The 17,873-nt window shown below is 67.9% G+C and carries 17 protein-coding genes; 15 read left to right on the top strand and 2 right to left on the bottom strand.

The window, feature by feature from the left end:
• Positions 1-186: 186 nt before the first annotated feature.
• Positions 187-1,128: an IclR family transcriptional regulator gene (locus BUB20358_RS15655; protein ID WP_035974292.1), complete on the top strand. Its 942-nt coding sequence runs from the start codon at positions 187-189 to the stop codon at positions 1,126-1,128.
• A 135-nt stretch (positions 1,129-1,263) separates the two neighbouring features.
• Here BUB20358_RS15655 and BUB20358_RS15660 read toward each other — a convergent pair whose 3' ends face one another.
• On the bottom strand, positions 1,264-2,343 hold the full coding sequence (locus tag BUB20358_RS15660) for a porin (protein ID WP_035974291.1): 1,080 nt from the start codon (positions 2,341-2,343) through the stop codon (positions 1,264-1,266).
• 444 nt (positions 2,344-2,787) lie between these two features.
• Here BUB20358_RS15660 and BUB20358_RS15665 point away from each other — a divergent pair, with 444 nt between their 5' ends.
• From BUB20358_RS15665 to BUB20358_RS15730, 14 genes are all read left to right on the top strand, one after another.
• Positions 2,788-3,105, top strand: a complete 318-nt coding sequence (locus tag BUB20358_RS15665) for a non-heme iron oxygenase ferredoxin subunit (RefSeq protein WP_006766129.1) — start codon at positions 2,788-2,790, stop codon at positions 3,103-3,105.
• A 1-nt stretch (position 3,106) separates the two neighbouring features.
• Complete coding sequence (locus tag BUB20358_RS15670; protein WP_006766128.1) at positions 3,107-3,418, top strand: recombinase-like helix-turn-helix domain-containing protein; 312 nt, start codon at positions 3,107-3,109, stop codon at positions 3,416-3,418.
• 61 nt (positions 3,419-3,479) lie between these two features.
• A complete protein-coding gene (locus tag BUB20358_RS15675) occupies positions 3,480-4,550 on the top strand; it encodes an aromatic ring-hydroxylating dioxygenase subunit alpha (protein ID WP_006766127.1) in 1,071 nt (356 codons plus the stop codon).
• Positions 4,543-5,313, top strand: coding sequence for an SDR family oxidoreductase (locus tag BUB20358_RS15680; protein WP_035975317.1), 771 nt, complete (start codon positions 4,543-4,545; stop codon positions 5,311-5,313). The genes BUB20358_RS15675 and BUB20358_RS15680 overlap by 8 nt, the downstream gene beginning before the upstream one ends.
• Before the next feature lie 27 nt (positions 5,314-5,340).
• Complete coding sequence (locus tag BUB20358_RS15685) at positions 5,341-5,868, top strand: cupin domain-containing protein (protein ID WP_035975316.1); 528 nt, start codon at positions 5,341-5,343, stop codon at positions 5,866-5,868.
• Between the two features lie 18 nt (positions 5,869-5,886).
• Entirely contained in the window at positions 5,887-6,777 is an 891-nt protein-coding gene (locus BUB20358_RS15690; protein WP_006766124.1) for an alpha/beta fold hydrolase, read from the top strand.
• Positions 6,774-7,631 (top strand): IclR family transcriptional regulator, encoded by an 858-nt coding sequence (locus BUB20358_RS15695; protein ID WP_006766123.1) that lies wholly within the window; start codon positions 6,774-6,776, stop codon positions 7,629-7,631. Before BUB20358_RS15690 ends, BUB20358_RS15695 begins: the two co-directional genes overlap by 4 nt.
• Before the next feature lie 79 nt (positions 7,632-7,710).
• Entirely contained in the window at positions 7,711-8,508 is a 798-nt protein-coding gene (locus BUB20358_RS15700; RefSeq protein WP_035974289.1) for an SDR family oxidoreductase, read from the top strand.
• Positions 8,501-10,168 (top strand): thiamine pyrophosphate-binding protein, encoded by a 1,668-nt coding sequence (locus BUB20358_RS15705; RefSeq protein WP_035974287.1) that lies wholly within the window; start codon positions 8,501-8,503, stop codon positions 10,166-10,168. Before BUB20358_RS15700 ends, BUB20358_RS15705 begins: the two co-directional genes overlap by 8 nt.
• Entirely contained in the window at positions 10,161-10,988 is an 828-nt protein-coding gene (locus BUB20358_RS15710; RefSeq protein WP_006766122.1) for an aspartate dehydrogenase, read from the top strand. The genes BUB20358_RS15705 and BUB20358_RS15710 overlap by 8 nt, the downstream gene beginning before the upstream one ends.
• Before the next feature lie 91 nt (positions 10,989-11,079).
• Positions 11,080-12,570, top strand: a complete 1,491-nt coding sequence (locus BUB20358_RS15715; RefSeq protein WP_035974286.1) for an aldehyde dehydrogenase — start codon at positions 11,080-11,082, stop codon at positions 12,568-12,570.
• Between the two features lie 13 nt (positions 12,571-12,583).
• A complete protein-coding gene (locus BUB20358_RS15720; protein ID WP_006766120.1) occupies positions 12,584-13,546 on the top strand; it encodes a VOC family protein in 963 nt (320 codons plus the stop codon).
• Positions 13,543-14,784 carry an NAD(P)/FAD-dependent oxidoreductase gene (locus tag BUB20358_RS15725; protein ID WP_035974284.1) on the top strand — a complete coding sequence of 414 codons (1,242 nt, stop codon included), beginning with the start codon at positions 13,543-13,545 and terminating at the stop codon, positions 14,782-14,784. The genes BUB20358_RS15720 and BUB20358_RS15725 overlap by 4 nt, the downstream gene beginning before the upstream one ends.
• 27 nt (positions 14,785-14,811) lie before the next feature.
• A complete protein-coding gene (locus BUB20358_RS15730) occupies positions 14,812-16,212 on the top strand; it encodes an MFS transporter (RefSeq protein WP_006766119.1) in 1,401 nt (466 codons plus the stop codon).
• A gap of 358 nt (positions 16,213-16,570) precedes the next feature.
• Here BUB20358_RS15730 and BUB20358_RS15735 read toward each other — a convergent pair whose 3' ends face one another.
• Complete coding sequence (locus BUB20358_RS15735) at positions 16,571-17,857, bottom strand: NRAMP family divalent metal transporter (RefSeq protein WP_006766118.1); 1,287 nt, start codon at positions 17,855-17,857, stop codon at positions 16,571-16,573.
• Positions 17,858-17,873: the final 16 nt, after the last annotated feature.

Consider the following 17,873-nt stretch of genomic DNA (forward strand, 5'->3'; position numbering starts at 1 on the left):
CCGGCACCGGCGCGCACGTCGCCCGCGCTCGCGGTGGGCAGCCCGGGCTATCGCTGATATCCTGCGAACCGCGTCGCGCTCTGCGGTGCACCGTGTTGATACGGCCGGACCGGCATTTCATAATCACCCATCGCGACACCTCGTGAACGATTCCCTTTCGTCCATGTGCACAGGACCCAACCTACGATGAGCGGCGCATCGAAACAGCATGCGCGCCGCGCAAGCGCATCGCGCGCGACGGCGGCCGACGCCGAACACGACGCGTCGAAGCAGGCCGCGGGCGACGACGAAGCGTCCGGCGGCGCGTCGTCGTACCTCGTGCCGGGCCTCGAACGCGGGCTGCGGATCCTCGCCGAATTCTCCGCGCGCGAGCCGGTGCTCGGCGCACCCGAACTGTCGAAGCGCATCGGCATTCCGCGCACGACGACGTTCCGCCTGCTGCAGACGCTCGAGGCGCTCGGCTTTCTCGAACGCGTGAACGGCGACCGTTATTTCCGGCTCGGCGTCGGCGTGCTGCGTCTCGGCTTCGAATACCTGAACTCGCTCGAGCTGACCGACCTCGGCACGCCCGTGCTCGAACGGCTGCGCGATACGACGGGGCTGTCCACGCATCTGCTGATCCGCGATCAGCGCGACGTCGTGTTCGTCGCGAAGGCGCAGAGCAACGCGTCGATGTTCGGCTCGGTGAAGGTGCACGTCGGTACGCGGCTGCCCGCGCATGCGACGGTGCACGGCCACGTGCTGATGGGCGACCTCACGCGCGACGCGTTGCGCCAGCTCTATCCGGAGAAGCGGCTCGAGCAGTTCACCGAGCGCACGCCGGCGACCGTCGACGAGTTGTACGAACGCGTGCGTCACTATGCGCGGCTTGGCTATGCGGTCAGCGAGGCTGCGTTCGAGACCGGCATCTCGGCCGTCACCGCGCCCGTGCGCGACCATTCGGGATCGATCGTCGCGGCGATCACCGCGACGGTGCCGCGCTCGGAGATCGGCGACGCCGGCGAGAAGGAGCGCCTGGTCGAAGCCGTGTGCGGCGCGGCGGTCGACCTGTCGCAGCGGCTGAACTATCGGCCGCTCGAAAGCGACCCGACGTTCGCGCACGCGCGGCACAAGGTTGCAATGTTCTGAGCGATCAGCCGGTGAATCCGGCGGCCCGCATCGCGCGGCTTCGCATCGCTTCTTTCCACGCAAGGGCGGCCCGCGGGCCGCTCTTTTCGTTTGCGCGTGCCGCTTCCGCATGCAGCGGCCCGAAGGCCGCCGCGTTCAGAACGAGTGATGAATGCCGGTCAGCACGATCACCTGATTCGCGGTGCTCGACGCGCCGGCCGTGAAGAACGCGGCCTTCGCGCCGCCCGATGCGTGCTCGTACAGCACGTTCGCATACAGCTGCGTGCGCTTCGACAGCGCATAGATGTCGCCGATTTCGAACTGCGTCCAGCGGCGGCCTGCGAGCGTCGTCGTCGCCGCGCCGCCCGCGATCGTGTTGAACGCGCTGCTGCGGTAGTTCACGCCTGCGTCATAGCTCTGGAACGTGTCCGAATAGCCGTTCGACTGCATCTTCGTACGCGTGTACAGACCGTGTACGAGGAAGTCGCCGAACTGGTACGACGCGCCGGCGCCGATGTTCTCGACCTTGTTCGCCACGTAGCCGTTCGCGGTGTTCTGCCCCTGGAACGACGCGATGCCGGTCTGGCCGATCAGGATCGAGCGGTCGTGCTCGTTCGAATAGACGGCCGACGCCTTGAACGGTCCGTTCGCATAGTTCAGCGCGACGCCGACCGACTTGCCGGTCGAGAAGTTCGTCGTATTGCCCAACGCGATCGTCGCGGCGGCCGACAGGCCGGCGAACGACGGCGAACGATACTTGACCGCGTTGTTGTACGGCACGTTGCCGGTCGCCGCGAGCCCGTCGATATTGCCGGGATGGAACGCATACCAGCTCAGCGCGAGATACGCGGTGCTGAGCGGATCGAGATAGTCGAACGACAGCGGCGTCTGACGACCGAGCGTCAGCGTGCCGTAGCGGTCCGAGCCGAGACCGACGAACGCCGCGCGGTTCCAGATCGTATTCGCGGTCGCGAACTGGCCGTTGTTCGTATAGAAGCCGTTCTCGAGCTGGAAGATCGCCGACAGCCCGCCGCCGAGATCCTCCTTGCCCTTCAAGCCCCAGCGATCGGGCTGCGTGTTGCCCTGGATCATCGCCCATTTCGCGTGGCCGCCGACGTTGTTCACGTACGCGATGCCCGCGTCGAGGCTGCCGTACAGCGTCACGCTGCTCTGCGCCGATGCGCCCGACGCGGCGCTCATCCCGATGACTGCTGCTGCTACCGCATGCTTGACCATTTGATCTCCTGACTCTCCAACCTGATGAAAACGCGTCGTGGCGGCACGCGCGGCCAGCCTGCCGTTGCGCATCGTCCGTCGCCTTCATGGTATCTTTGATGTTCCATATAAGAAACAATGTGCCTTTTATGGAATGCAGTATAGGGGCGTCACCAGCGCGATCAAAAATAAATTTTTCGGGCCGGATGGCAGCCGCCGCCGGCGCGGATTCCACTGTGATGTTTCTCGAAAATGGCTGTAAGGCCGCATGAAAAAAAGAAAAACGGCACATGAGCGTATTCGCGAAACGATTCGCTCGACGGTCGGTCGGTGTTTTCCCTAGGACATGCGGCTTTTTGTTTTTTTCGCCGAAGCGCACTTCTATAATCACCATCCATAAACTGATGTTCCGGATATGGAACAAATCCGGGGCGAATCGAGAGTCGATCAGAAGGAAGGGTTGAGATGTCCGAACAATGGGTTTGCGCCGGTCACGCCGGTGCGCTGTCCGAAGACACGCCGATCGAGTTCAAGCGGGCCGACGGCGTCGAGATCGGGATCTATCGCGTCGGCGACGACGTATATGCGCTCGAGAACGTCTGTCCGCATGCGTACGCGCTGCTGACGCAGGGCTTCGTCGACGAAGGCACGGTCGAATGCCCGCTGCACGAGGCCGTGTTCGACATCCGGACCGGCGAATGCCTGAAAGGGCCGGGCGGACGTGCGCTGAAGCAGTACGCGGTGCGTCTTGCCGGCGAGGAAATCCAGATCAAGGTGGAATGACATGAAAGAAGCGACCGTCAACTTCAATCCGTTCCTGAAGCCGTGGGTGGCGCCGCAGCCGAACAACGTGGCCGGCAAAGGACAGATCGAGATCCCCGGCCAGGTCGAGAACCTGATCTGGCAGAACCGCAAGGCCGAGCCGACCCAATACGAGAACGATCTCGGCGACGCGCTCGAGCGCGTGTTCGAAGCCGGCGCGACCGAGCTCGACGACGTCGTCGCGGGCCTGAACCGCATCGGCTTCCGCACGCCGGACGGCGCGCCGTGGACCGCCGAGCGCTTCTGCGCCGAAATGGCGTCGCTCGCCGAATGACCGCGCCGACCACTGCGCACGCCGCCCCGCAGCCAATCGCATCCGTATCCGGAGCCCATCGATGACGTCTCCCGCACAATCCGCATCCGCACACGACCCGGTCCGCGACTATCTCGATCGCGGGATCAAGAACTACTGGTATCCCGTCGCACCGAGCTGGCAGGTATCGAACGCGCCGGTCGGCATCACGCGCTTGTCCGAACAGATCGTGCTGTGGCGCGATCACGCAGGAAAGGTCCACGCGCTCGAGGATCGCTGCCCGCATCGCGGCGCGCGTCTGTCGCTCGGCTGGAATCTCGGCGGCAACATCGCGTGCTGGTATCACGGGATCGAAGTCGACGGCGGCGGCACGGTGAACAAGGTGCCGGCGGTCTCGAACTGTCCGCTCGAAGGTACGAAGTGCGTGAAGTCGTATCCGGTCGACGAAAAGGCCGGCGCGATCTTTCTGTGGTTCGGCGACGACGCGCATGCCGAGCCCGCGCCGCTGAACCTGCCGGAAGAATTGGTCGCCGACGAATACGCGCACTTCCTGTGCGTATCGAACTGGAAGTGCAATTACCAGTACGCGATCGACAACGTGATGGATCCGATGCACGGCGCGTATCTGCACGCGACGTCGCATTCGATGGCCGAAGGCGACAAGCAGGCCGACATGCGCGTGCGCAAAACCGAAACGGGGCTGATGTTCGAGAAGATCGGCCAGCGCGACGTGAACTTCGACTGGGTCGAGCTCGGCGAGACCGGCTGCCTGTGGATGCGTCTCGCGATTCCGTACAAGCAGAAGTTCGGGCCGGGCGGCAACTTCGGGATCGTCGGCTTCGCGACGCCGGTCGACGGCGACCATTGCCAGGTCTACTTCTGGCGCACGCGCAAGGTCAGCGGCTGGCAGCGCGACGTGTGGCGCTTCATGTACCGCAACCGCCTCGAGGGCCTGCACTGGGACGTGCTCGAGCAGGACCGCTACGTCCTCGAAAGTCTCGCGCCGAATGCGCGCGATCACGAATACCTGTACCAGCACGACGTCGGGATCACGCGCGTGCGCCGGATGCTGCGCCAGCGCGCGCAGGAGCACCTGTCCGCGCTCGATGCGCACCGTGCGGCACACGCCGCGGCGGAGCGCGCGAATGGTTGAGCACGCACCGGTCGTGTCGTTGGTCGGGCGCCGCGTGCTCGTCACGGGCGGCGCACGCGGCCTCGGCGCGGCGTTCGTGAAGGCGCTCGTCCAGGCGGGCGCGGAGGTCGCGTTCGGCGACGTGCTCGTCGACGAGGGCCGCGCACTGGCCGCGCAGCTCACGCAAGCGGGCCATGTCGCGCGCTTCTTCGCGCTCGATCTCGCCGATCCGGCGAGCGTCGACGCGTTCGTCGCGCAGAGTACCGCGGTGCTCGGCGGCGTCGACGCGCTGATCAACAACGCGGCGATCACGAACTCGGGCGGCAAGTTGTCGACGGAGCTCGACGTCGCGACGTGGGACGCGGTGATGAACGTGAACGTGCGCGGCGTGTGGCTCGTCAGCAATGCGGCGCTGCCGCACCTCGCGAAGTCCGGGCGCGGCGCGATCGTGAACCTCGCATCGGACACCGCATTGTGGGGCGCGCCGAAGCTGCTCGCCTACGTCGCGAGCAAGGGCGCGGTGATCGCGATGACGCATGTGCAGGCGCGCGAGTTCGGCGCATACGGCGTGACGGTGAACGCGATCGCGCCGGGCCTGACCGAAGTCGAGGCGACGGCGTACGTGCCGGCCGAGCGCCATGCGTACTACCTGCAGGGCCGCGCGCTCGCGCGCGCACAGGTGCCCGACGACGTGACGGGCCCGGTGCTGTTCCTGCTGTCGGACGCCGCGCGTTTCGTCACGGGGCAGCTGCTGCCGGTGAACGGCGGCTTCGTAATGAATTGATGGTTTTCACCCTTTGAGGAGATGACGATGGCGGACGCCGATATCGAACGCAAATCGTGGGATCAGCCGGAAGGCGCAACGTTCGGCGAATGGATGGAAGGGCGCGTCGCACGCTATGCGACGCGGCGCTACGACTGGGACGCGCTGAAGTTCCAGGCCGACTACGACCCGAAGTATCGCCGCGCGCAGATGCGCTACGTCGGCACCGGCGGCACGGGCGTCGCGAAGGACGCGAACACGGTGCCGGCCGGCAACTTCACGTTCTCGACGATGGTGATTCCGGCCGGCAACGTCGGCCCGAGCCACATCCATGTCGACGTCGAGGAAATCTTCTTCGTGCTGCGCGGCAAGATGAAGGTGATCTGCGAGCGCGACGGCGAGACGTGGGAGGCGATCCTCGGCGAACGCGACCTGATCTCGGTGCCGCCGGGCGTCTATCGGACCGAAATCAACATCGGCGAGGAAGACGCGCTGATGTGCGTGATGCTCGGCTCGCCGAAGCCGATCACGCCGACGTATCCGCCCGATTCGCCGCTCGCGAAGATCAAGCGTTGACACGGGGCGGATGAAGCAATGACCGTCATCGAAAAGCGCGAACGCGCAGCGGCTTTCGCCGCGCTGCTCGAGCAGTTTCCGGAGCAGCGCTGCGCGGCCGGTGCGGCCGGCACGATCGGCTATCGCGAGGCCGGCGCGCAGCAAGCGGACCGTGCGCTGCCCGTCGTGCTGCTGCACGGAATCGGCTCGGGCGCCGCATCGTGGGTGCGTCAGCTCGATGCGCTCGGCGCGGTGCGCCGCGTGCTCGCGTGGGACGCGCCCGGCTACGGCGCATCGACGCCGGTGCGCGCGGCATCGCCGGTCGCCGCCGATTACGCGGCCGCGCTGGATGCGTGGCTTGACGCGCTCGGCATCGAGCGCTGCGTGGTGGTCGGCCATTCGCTCGGCGCGATCGTCGCGGGCGGCATGGTGAGCGCGATGCCGGCGCGAATCGCCGGGTTGCTGCTGATCTCGCCGGCGGGCGGCTACGGCAGCGCGAGCGCCGATACGCGCAACGCGCGCCGCGACGCGCGGCTCGCGATGCTCGCGGCGCTCGGCCCGGCCGGGCTCGCCGAGCAGCGCAGCGGCAATATGCTGTCCGGCTTCGCGAGCGACGATGCGCGTGCATGGGTGCGCTGGAACATGGCGCGCATCGTGCCGGACGGCTACGCGCAGGCGACGCATCTGCTCGCGAACGCCGATCTGGCGGCCGACGTCGCCGGTTTCGCCGGTCATGCGGCGGTGGCCGTCGGTGCAAACGACGCGATCACGCCGCCCGCTGCATGCGAACGGATCGCGGCGGCGCTCGGCGTCGAACTGCAGGTGGTTCCGCAGGCCGGCCACGCCGGTTACGTCGAAGCGCCGGCCATCTATTCCGCGCTGATCGACGCGTTCTGCCGATCGTGCGACACGCAGCGGAGGCCCGCATGAGCGCGCCGCTGCAACGCCAGGCAGCCGACGACGCGAAGGCCGATGCCGGCTACGTCGTGCCGGGGCTCGAGCGCGGGCTGCGGATTCTCGCGGAGTTTTCGCCGCGCGAGCCGGTGCTCGGCGCGCCGGAGCTGTCGAAGCGGCTCGGTATTCCGCGCACGACGGTGTTTCGCCTGCTGCAGACGCTCGAATCGCTCGGCTTTCTCGAGCGCGCGGACAAGGACCGGAACTACCGGCTCGGCATCGCGGTGCTGCGGCTCGGCTTCGAGTATCTGAGCTCGCTCGAGCTGACCGATCTCGGGCTGCCCGTGATCGAGAGCCTGCGCGACGCGACCGGCTTCACGACGCACATCGTGATCCGCGACGGCCGCGACGTCGTGTTCGTCGCGAAGGCGCAAAGCCAGGCGCCGGTGTTCAGCTCGATCCGCGTGAACGTCGGCACGCGGCTGCCCGCGCATGCGACGACGCACGGTCACGTGCTGATGGGCGACCTGTCGCTGCAGGAGCTGTACGCGCTGTATCCGGAGCGCACGCTGAACCGGATGACGAGCGCGACGCCGGAGACGGTCGATGCGCTGTACGAAGCGATCCGCGAAGACGCACGGCGCGGCTACGGGATCAGCAATTCGTCGTTCGAGCGCGGGATCTCGGTCGTCACGGCGCCGGTGCGCAACGACACGCAGAAGATCGTCGCGTGCATCACGGTGACGGTGCCGCGCCCCGAAATCGACGCGACGCTGATCGCGGACGGACTGATCGACAAGGTGCGGCGCGCGGCGGCGGAACTGTCGCGGCGGCTCAATTACCGCTCGGATGACGAGCACACGTTCATGAAGGCTTTGGGACTGAAATGACACCCGCACGCTTGCTTTGCGCGCTGCCGCCCGAACGGGCAGGCAATTCCATCGGACCGGCCCGGCGAGGAGCGACGACATGATCGAGATCGATCTCGCCGGACAGGTCGCGGTCGTGACCGGCGGTTCGTCCGGCATCGGCCTCGCGACGGCCGAACGGTTCCTGCAGGCCGGCGCGTCGGTCGCGATCTGCGGCCGCGACGGCGAGCGCCTCGCGCGCGCCGAAGCGCTGCTTGCCGACAAGTATCCGCGCGCGCCGCTGCTCGCCGTGCGCTGCAACGTGCTCGACGAAACCGACGTCGCCGCGTTCGCGCAGGCGGTGTCCGCGCGCTTCGGCCGCACCGACATGCTGGTCAACAACGCGGGCCAGGGCCGCGTATCGACGTTCGCCGACACGACCGACGACGCGTGGCGCGACGAGCTCGAACTGAAGTACTTCAGCATCATCCGGCCGACGCGCGCGTTCCTGCCGATGCTGCGCGGCGCGCCCGCACCGACGATCACCTGCGTGAATTCGCTGCTCGCGCTGCAGCCGGAGCCGCACATGGTCGCGACGTCGTCCGCGCGCGCGGGCGTGCTGAGCCTCGTGAAGTCGCTCGCGACCGAACTCGCGCCGCAGCGCATCCGCGTGAACTCGATCCTGATCGGCATCGTCGAGTCGGGCCAGTGGCGTCGCCGCTACGAAGCACAGGCGCAGCCCGGCGAAAGCTGGGACGACTGGACCGGCGCGCTCGCCCGCAACAAGCACATTCCGCTGAATCGCTTCGGCCGGCCCGACGAGGCCGCCTGGGCACTGTTCTATCTCGCAACGCATCTGTCGTCCTACACGACGGGCAGCCATATCGACGTTTCTGGAGGCTTTGCACGCCATGTCTAAAAAAACCACGGTCGGCGAGCTGATCGCCGCCTTTCTCGAGCAGTGTGGCGTGAAGACCGCCTTCGGTGTCATCTCGATCCACAACATGCCGATCCTCGATGCGATCCATTCGCGCGGCAACATCCGGTACGTCGGCGCACGCGGCGAAGCCGGCGCGGTGAACATGGCGGACGGCCTCGCGCGCGTGTCGGGCGGGCTCGGCGTCGCGTTCACGAGCACCGGCACGGCGGCCGGCAACGCGGCCGGCGCGATGGTCGAGGCGCTGACGGCCGGCACCGCGCTGCTGCATATCACCGGGCAGATCGAGACGCCGTACCTCGATCGCGATCTCGCGTACATCCACGAGGCGCCGGACCAGCTGACGATGCTCGACGCGATCTCGAAGGCCGCGTTCCGCGTGCGCACCGTCGAGACGGTGCTGCCGACGATCCGCGAAGCGGTGCGCGTCGCGCAGACCGCGCCGACCGGCCCGGTGTCGGTCGAGATTCCGATCGACATCCAGGCCGCCGAAATCGAATGGCCCGACGATCTCGCGCCCGCGCACGTCGCGGTGCGCGAGCACGACGTCGCGCGCGTCGCGAAGCTCGCCGACGCGCTGGCCGGCAAGCGCCGCCCGCTGCTGTGGCTCGGCGGCGGCGCGCGGCATGCGCGCGCCGAAGTCGAGCGCCTCGTGAAGCTCGGCTTCGGCGTCGTGACCAGCGTGCAGGGACGCGGCGTGCTGCCCGAGGATCATCCGGCGACGCTCGGTGCGTTCAACGTGCATGCGTCGGTCGAGGCGTTCTACCAGACCTGCGACGCGCTCGTCGTGGTCGCCTCGCGGTTGCGCGGCAACGAGACGCTGAAGTACAAGCTCGCGCTGCCGCAGCCGCTGTTCCGGATCGACGCGGATGCACTCGCCGACAACCGCGGCTACCGCAACGCGCTGTTCGTGCACGGCGATTCGAAGCGCGTGCTGGCCGAGCTGGCCGATCGCCTCGAAGGGCGCCTGTCGGTCGATCCGCAATTCGCGCTCGATCTCGCGGCGGCGCGCGAGCAGGCCGTCGCCGACGTGTCGAAGGGGCTCGGGCCGTACAAGCAGCTCGTCGACACGCTGCAGGCCGCCGTCGGCCGCGACTACAACTGGGTGCGCGACGTGACCATCTCGAACAGCACGTGGGGCAACCGGCTGCTGAAGATCTTCGAGCCGCGCGCGGGCGTGCATGCGCTCGGCGGCGGCATCGGGCAGGGGATGCAGATGGGGATCGGCGCGGCGCTTGCGGGTGCCGCCGCGAAGACGGTCTGCCTCGTCGGCGACGGCGGGCTGATGGTCAACGTCGGCGAGCTCGCGACGGCCGTGCAGGAAAACGCGAACGTGATGATCGTGCTGATGAACGATCAGTGCTACGGCGTGATCCGCAACATCCAGGACGCGCACTACGGCGGCCGCCGCTGCTTCGTCGATCTGCACCAGCCGGACTTCGCGCAGTTCTGCGCGAGCCTCGGCCTCACGCACTACCGGATCACGTCGCTCGACCAGGCCGAACGCATCGTGCGCGAAGGGCTCGCGAAGCAGGGGCCGGTGCTCGTCGAAGTCGACATGCTGTCGGTCGGCTCGTTCGCTTCCGCGTTCGCGGGCCCGCCGGTGAAGAAGGAAGCGCCGGAGGAGCGCCAGTATGCGTGACGCGCACAGACAGCAGCACGCGCCGGTCGACGTCGCGATGATCGGCTTCGGCGCGATCGGCGCGGCCGTGTATCGCGCGGTCGAGCACGACGCATCGCTGCGCGTCGCGCACGTGATCGTCCCCGCGCATCAGCGCGCGGCCGTGCAATGCGAGCTGGGCGGCGCGGTCGACGTCGTGTCGTCGGTCGACGCGCTGGCCTGCCGTCCGGAATTCGCGCTCGAATGCGCGGGGCACAGCGCGCTCGTCGATCACGTCGTGCCGCTGCTGAAGGCCGGTACCGACTGCGCCGTCGCGTCGATCGGCGCGCTGTCCGATCTCGCATTGCTCGACGCGCTCGCGCACGCCGCCGACGAAGGCGATGCGACGCTGACGCTGCTGTCCGGCGCGATCGGCGGGATCGACGCGCTGGCGTCCGCGAAGCAGGGCGGGCTCGACGAAGTGCTGTACGTGGGCCGCAAGCCGCCGCTCGGCTGGCTCGGCACGCCGGCCGAGCAACTGTGCGACCTGCGCGCGATGACCGACGAAAAAGTGATCTTCGAAGGCACCGCGCGCGATGCCGCGCGGCTGTATCCGAAGAATGCGAACGTCGCGGCGACGGTCGCGCTCGCGGGCCTCGGGCTCGACGCGACGCACGTGCGCCTGATCGCCGATCCGGCGGTCGCGCGCAACGTGCACCGGATCACCGCGCGCGGTGCGTTCGGCGAGATGTCGCTCGAGATGAGCGGCAAGCCGCTGCCGGACAACCCGAAGACGTCCGCATTGACCGCGTTCAGCGCGATTCGCGCGCTGCGCAACCGCGCGGCGCGCTGCGTGATCTGACGAACCGATCGATGCGATCGAAACGATTGAACGACTTGTCCGCGTCGCACCGAATCCGGTGCGCATGCAACGGTTTTGTGGAATTGGTGAAATGACTCCATTCGATACGAGCGTCGTGCCCAACGGCGACATCCTGATCGGCGGCGAGTGGCGGCGTGGCCGCGGCACTCCTTATGCGAGCCGCTATCCGGCCGACCAGACGCTGAACCTCGAAGTGTCGACCGCGAGCGCCGAAGACGCGGTCGACGCGATCGTCGCGGCCGACGCCGCGTGGCGCCGCGCCGACTGGGCCGCGCTGAAGCCGCATCAGCGCGCGCTCGTGCTGTACCGCATCGCCGATCTGATCGCGCAGCGTCACGAGGCGCTCGCGCAACTGCAGCGCCGCGACAACGGCAAGCCGATCGGCGAGACGCGCGCGCTGGTCGCGAGCGCCGCGAATACGTTCCGCTATTACGCGGCGTGCGCAGAAACGCTCGACGAGGAGCTGACGCCGTCGCGCGGCGATTATCTGACGATGAGCGTGTACGAGCCGATCGGCGTGGTCGCGGCGATCACGCCGTGGAATTCGCCGATCGCGTCCGACGCGCAGAAGCTCGCGCCCGCGCTCGCGGCGGGCAACGCGGTCGTGCTGAAGCCGGCCGAAGTCACGCCGCTCGCGTCGCTCGCGCTCGCGCGCATCTGCGAAGAGGCCGGCGTGCCGAAGGGCGTGCTGAGCGTGCTGCCCGGCAAGGGCTCGGTGATCGGCGACGTGCTCGTGCGGCATCCGCTCGTGAAGAAGGTGTCGTTTACCGGCGGCACCGAAGTCGGCCGCGGCATCGCGCGGATCGCGGCGGACAAGCTGATGCCCGTGTCGCTCGAGCTCGGCGGCAAGTCGCCGACGATCGTGTTCGAGGACGCCGATCTCGATCACGCGGTCAACGGCGTGCTGTACGGGATCTTCGGCTCGTCGGGCGAAGCGTGCATCGCCGGCTCGCGGCTGTTCGTGCAGCGCTCGGTGTACGACGCGTTCATGAAGCGGCTCGTCGACGGCGCACGCAAGCTGCGCATCGGCGATCCGGCGCGGCCCGACACGCAGATGGGGCCGCTGATCACCGCGAAGCACCGCGAGTCGGTGGAACGCTACGTCGCGCTCGGGCTCGATGAAGGCGGCCGCCTGCTGTGCGGCGGCGAACGGCCGACCGGCGACGGGCTCGACGACGGCTTCTTCTATCGGCCGACGATTCTCGAAGGCTTGCCGAACAGCGCGCGCATCTGTCAGGAAGAGATCTTCGGGCCGGTGCTCGTCGCGATGCCGTTCGACGACGAAGCGTCGCTGATCGCGCAGGCGAACGACAGCGTGTTCGGGCTCGCCGCCGGCATCTGGACGCGCGACTACAAGCGCGCATGGCGCATCGCGCGCGCGCTCGAAGCCGGCACGGTATGGATCAACACGTACAAGCTGTTCTCGATCTCGACGCCGTTCTCGGGCTGGAAGGAGAGCGGGATGGGACGCGAGAAGGGGCGGCTCGGCATCCGCGAATACATGCAGCAGAAGAGCCTGTACTGGGGCTTGAACGACGCGCCGCTGCCGTGGGCGAACTGAAGGGGATCACGCAATGACCATCCTGGGTATCGAACAGATCACGTACGGCGTCGACGACCTCGCGACGTGCCGGCGCTTCTTCGCCGACTGGGGCTTGAACGAAGTCGCGCACGACGACACGCATGCGCGGTTCGAAACGATGAACGGTTGCACCGTGCTCGTCGTGAACGCCGACGATCCGGCGCTGCCGCCGGCGTTCGAAGCGGGGCCGACGCTGCGCGAGGTCACGTGGGGCGTCGCGACGCAGCCCGAACTCGACGTGCTGCGCGACCGGCTCGCCGGTCAGCCCGGCTATTACGCGAACGACACCGCGATCGGCTGCATCGATCCGAACGGGATGGCGATCCGCATCGAAGTCACGCGCAAGCGCGCGCTCGACGTGACCGGCTCGCCGTCGAACGTGTGGGGCAAGACGCTGCGCGTCGATCGGCCGAGCCCCGTCTATGCGCGTGCGGAGCCGGTCGAAGTCGGGCACGTCGTGTTCTTCACGAACTGCCTCGACGCGCAGGAACGCTTCTATCACGACCTGCTCGGCTTCGAGACGTCGGACCGCTATCCGGGCCGCGGCGCGTTCATGCGCTGCGCGCCGCACGGCGGCCACCACGACCTGTTCCTGCTCGCGCTGCCGACGGCGAAGCGCGGGCTGAATCACGTCGCGTTCACCGTGCGCGACATCCACGAAGTGTTCGGCGGCGGCATGCACATCGACCGCTGCGGATGGCAGACGCAGCTCGGCCCCGGCCGTCATCCGGTGTCGTCCGCGTACTTCTGGTACTTCCGCAATCCGGCCGGCGGGCTGATCGAGTACTACGCGGACGAGGACGTGCTCACGCCCGACTGGCAGCCGCGCGAGTTCGAGCCCGGCCCGACCGTGTTCGCCGAATGGGCAGTCGACGGCGGCCTCGACGGCAACACGCGTCGGCAGAAGAACGCGGACGCGCCCGAAGGCAAGTTCATGACGGAGCGCAAATCATGACCGACGACACGCACGCACACGCCGCGCCGCACACGGTCGTCGTGATCGGCGGCGGCCAGGCGGCCGGCTGGGTGCTGAAGACGCTGCGCGCGGAAGGCTACGCGGGCCGGCTCGTGATGATCGCCGACGAGCCGCATCTGCCGTACGAGCGCCCGCCGCTGTCGAAGGCGGTGCTCGCCGGCGACGCCGACGTCGATACCGTGCGCATCCTGCGCGTCGACGAATTCGACGCGCTGAACGTCGAAGCGTGGCAGCCGGAACGCGCGACGTCGATCGACCGCGCCCGCCGCGTCGTGAAGACCGCGAGCGGCCGCGAGATCGTCTACGACCGGCTCGTGATCGCGACCGGCGGCGCATCGCGCCGGCTGCCGGACGCGCTCGTGAACACGCCGAACCTGCATTACCTGCGCACGCTCGACGACGCCGCCGCGCTCGGCGAGAAGCTGCGCGCGAGCCGCCGCGTGCTCGTGATCGGCGGCGGCTGGATCGGCCTCGAAGTCGCGGCGACCGCGCGCAAGCTCGGCGTCGACGCGATCGTCGTCGAAGGCGCGCCGCGGCTGTGCGGCCGGTCGGTGCCGCAGATCGTGTCGGATTTCCTGCTCGATCTGCATCGCACGAACGGCGTCGACGTGCGGCTCGGCGTGGCGCTCGCGTCGCTCGACGCGCAGCCGGCCGATGCGTCGAAAGTGCGCGCGACGCTCGCGGACGGCACGACGATCGACGCCGATTTCGCGGTGGCCGGCATCGGCCTCGCGCTGAACGCGTCGCTCGCGAGCGATGCGGGGCTTGCGGTCGACGACGGCATCGTCGTCGACGAATACGGTGCGACCAGCGACCCCGCGATCTTCGCGTGCGGCGACGTCGCGAATCATCACAACGGCTGGCTGAAGCGGCGCGTGCGGCTCGAGTCGTGGGCCAACGCGCAGAACCAGGCGATCGCGGCCGCGAAGGCGGTGCTTGGCGTACGCGCGCCGTATGCGGAGATTCCGTGGTTCTGGTCCGATCAATACGACGTGAACCTGCAGATCCTCGGCGATCTGCCGGCCGATGCGCAGCTCGTCGTGCGCGGCGATCTCGCCGCGCGACGCGCGACGCTGTTTTTCGTGGGCGACGGACACGTGAGAGGTGTCGTCGCCGTCAACAACGCGCGTGAGCTGAAGCTCGCGCGCAAGTGGATGAACCAGGGCCGGGCGGTGAATACGGAAGCCCTCGCAGACACGACCCAAGCGCTTGCCTGACCGGCGGCAGACCAGGAGACACCCCGCATGAGCACTTTCGACAACGTCGTGGCCGGTCGCGCCACGATCGAAGCTGCCGCCTCCACGCCCGGCGCGATCATCGCGCGGCTCGAGCGGCTTCCGGCCAATTCGATGCAGATTCGTGCGCGCGTGCTGATCGGCACCGCGACGTTCTTCGACGGCTTCGACGTGATCACGATCGCCGCGACGCTGCCGCTGCTGATTCACAAATGGGGGCTGTCGCCGACGCAGATCGGCATGCTGATCGCGTCCGGCGCGATCGGGCAGCTGATCGGCGCGTTCCTGTTCCCGGCGCTCGCGGAGAAGCACGGCCGCGTGAAGGCGATCGCATGGAGCTCGGCGGTGATCGGCATCACGAGCCTCGCATGCGGTTTCGCGCCGACGTTCGAGGTGTTCGTGCTGCTGCGGATCCTGCAGGGGCTCGGTCTCGGCGGCGAGCTGCCGGTCGCCGCGACGTACATCAACGAGATCACGCGTGCGCATGGCCGCGGCCGCTTCGTGCTGCTGTACGAGATCGTGTTTCCGATCGGGCTGCTCGTGTCGATGGCGCTCGGTGCGTGGCTCGTGCCGCGCTTCGGGTGGGAGATCATGTATTTCGTCGGCGGGCTGCCGCTGATCCTCGCGCTCGTGCTCACGCATCTGGTGCCGGAATCGCCGCGCTGGCTCGCGTCGCGCGGGCGGCTCGCCGATGCCGCGCACGCGGTCGGCGCGTTCGAATCGTCGGTGCGCGGCGCGCTGCCGCCGGTCACGCAGACGGCCGCGTTCGACGAGATGGTGCGTCAGCATCCGAAGCGCAGGATGGTCGATCTGTTCAGCGCCGCGTACCGGAAGCGCACGCTCGCGGTCGCGACGTTGTGGGCGACCTGCGGGTTCATCCAGTACGGACTGTCGACGTGGCTGCCGACGATCTACAAGAACTTCTATCACGCACCGCTGCAGCTCGCGCTGAATCTCGCGGTGATCGGCTCGGTGATGGGCGTGCTCGGTTCGCTCGCGTCCGCACTGCTCGTCGACCGGCTCGGCCGCAAGCCGGTGATCGTGTGGTCGTTCGTGCTGTGCGCGCTGTCGCTCGCGCTCGCCGGCATCTATCACGCGTCGTCGGTGTATGTGGTCGCGCTGTTCTGCTCGCTGTCGCTCGGGCTGATGGCTTCGGGATTCATCACCGCATATGTGTATACGCCGGAGCAATATCCGACCAGTATTCGCGCGTCGGGCTGCGGGCTTGGCAGCGCATGGCTGAAGATCGCGTCGTTCGTCGCGCCGATGGTCGTGCCGCACGCGATCGTCGGCGGCGATCTGAGTCCGGCGTTCTACCTGCTCGGTGCGGTGCCGCTGATTGCGGCCGTCACCGTTCATTTCGTCGGGATCGAGACGAAGGGCAAGGTGCTGGAGGCGCTCGAGGCTTAGGCGGCGTGGATGGGGCGGCCGTGGTCGGGAAGGGCGTGGACGTTTCTCTGCTTTCGATGCCGCCGATTGCGGACGCCGTCGTTCGTTTCGTCGGGATCGAGACGAACGGCAAGGTGCTTGAAGTGTCGACGCTTACGCGATGTGGATGGAGTGGCGGCGGTCGGGAGAGGCGCGGACGTCTCTCTGCGTTCGATGTCGCCGATTGCGGACGCCATCGTTCGTTTCGTCGGGATCGGAATGAACCGCAAGGCGCTCGAAGCGCTCGACGCCTAGCTGATGCGCGCGGAGCGACGGCGATCGGCACGGCGCGGACGTCTTGTACTTCGACGATCGCGTTGCATCCACGCGCGTATCGTTCTTATCCCGGCACGAAAACGCCGGCCGCGGCCGCCACCATCGCCAGCGTCGCGAGCCACCCGCCCCACGCGAGCGGGCCTTTGATCGTGAATTCGCCCATGATCCGCCGGTTCCGCGCCATCAGCATCATCACGATCATGATCGGCGCTGCGGTGACGCCGTTGATCACCGCGCTCCAGTACAGCGCGCGGATCGGATCGAAATGCATGAACGTGATCGCCACGCCGCCGACGATTGCGAACGCAATCACCGCATAGAATTCGCGCGCGACGCTCGGCTGCAGCGCGAGGCTGTTGCGCCAGCGGAACGTGCCGGCCGCCGCATACGCGGCCGAACCGGCAAGCACCGGCAATGCGAGCAGCCCGGTGCCGACGATGCCGAGCGCGAACAGCACGTACGCGAAGTGCCCGGCGAGCGGCTCCAGCGCGCGTGCGGCATCGGCCGACGTCTTGACGTCGATGTGATGCAGATGAAGCGTCGCGGCGGCCGTCAGCACGATGAAGAATCCGATCGCGTTCGATACGCCCATCCCGACCCACGTATCGAAGCTGATCCGGCGCAGCTGCGCGGGCGCCTGGCGCGGCACGCGTCGCAGCGGCTGGTCGGCCGGCTCCGCGCGCAGCTCTTCGACTTCCTGCGACGCCTGCCAGAAGAACAGGTAAGGGCTGATGGTCGTGCCGAGCACGGCCGTGATCGTGGTCAGGTAAGCGGACGTGAGCAAGATATGCGGCCGCACGACCGCGCGGCCGACTTCCGCCCACGGAATCGGCAGGATCAGCGCCACTGCGACATACGCGAGCAGCACGAGCGCGGTCCATTTGAGCAGATTCGCGTACCGTTCGTACGGAACGAAGATCTGCAGCGCGGCCGATACGCCGCCCAGGCAGACGACGTACAGCTGCTGAGGGCCGGGCAGCAGCAGGTTGACCGCGGCGCCCATCGCGGACAGGTCGGCCGCGATGTTGATCACGTTCGCGGCGAGCAGCAGCACGACCGTCGCATAGAGCAGCCATCGCGGATAGTGCTTGCGCATGTTCGACGCGAGGCCCTTGCCGGTCACGCGGCCGATTCGCGCGCTCACGAGCTGGATGGCCGTCATCAGCGGATACGTGAGCAGCAGCACCCACAGCAGCTGGAAGCCGAATTGCGCGCCCGCTTGTGAATACGTGCCGATTCCGGACGGGTCGTCGTCCGCGGCGCCGGTCACGAGGCCCGGACCGAGACGCCGGAGCCACGTCGTTGCAGTCGGCTTATGCCCCGTCGGCTCGAGAAGTTCGTTGTCGTTCATCGTTGCGGCCTCCCGG

The organism is Burkholderia dolosa (assembly GCF_902499135.1).
GTDB classification, from domain to species: domain Bacteria; phylum Pseudomonadota; class Gammaproteobacteria; order Burkholderiales; family Burkholderiaceae; genus Burkholderia; species Burkholderia dolosa.